Origin of the sequence: Dankookia rubra, assembly GCF_004355005.1 — a bacterium.
GTDB lineage: Bacteria > Pseudomonadota > Alphaproteobacteria > Acetobacterales > Acetobacteraceae > Paracraurococcus > Paracraurococcus ruber_A.
Window position 1 is genome coordinate 1 of sequence record NZ_SMSJ01000348.1, and the last position, 540, is coordinate 540.

Here is a 540-nt window from a genome sequence, read left to right on the forward strand (position 1 = left end):
CGCTCCGGCCGCTGCCGAGCCGACACCCTGGCCATCTTGCGCCTCCAAGAGCCGCCAATGACGTCTCCTTCAACGCATCAGGCCAGCCAGCTTTGCCAGCCTAGTTTTTTTGGCACCGGCGGCGTGCTGGTGGGCACGGATGATGGTGCTGTCGACGATCAGGTACTCGAAGTCGGGGCCATCCGACATGGCGTCGAAGATGCGCCGCCACACGCCCTTCTCACTCCAGCGGCTGAAGCGGCGGAACACGCTGTTCCACTCGCCGAAGATCTCCGGCAGATCGCGCCAAGGCGCGCCGGTGCGCACGATCCACAACACGCCTTCGACAAACATGCGGTTGTCCCGGCCGGTTGAGCCCATCTGGTCAGGCCGGCCAATGATCAGCGGCGCCATCCGCTCCCACGCCCGGCCGCTCAACACCAGACGATTTAGGCCCCGTTAGCGCCTGAACGCTGCGGCGTTGATGGCGTTGGGCCGCCTTTGTGAAGGGGCGGCAGTGGTTCTCACGGATGAGCAATGGGCGGTGCTGGAGCCGCTGGT

The 540-nt window shown here is 65.4% G+C and carries 1 pseudogene; it reads right to left on the bottom strand.

The annotated features are described in order from the left end of the window. Positions 1–105: 105 nt before the first annotated feature. Positions 106–423 (bottom strand): annotated as a pseudogene (locus E2C06_RS36925) (IS5 family transposase); the annotation flags it as partial. Positions 424–540: the final 117 nt, after the last annotated feature.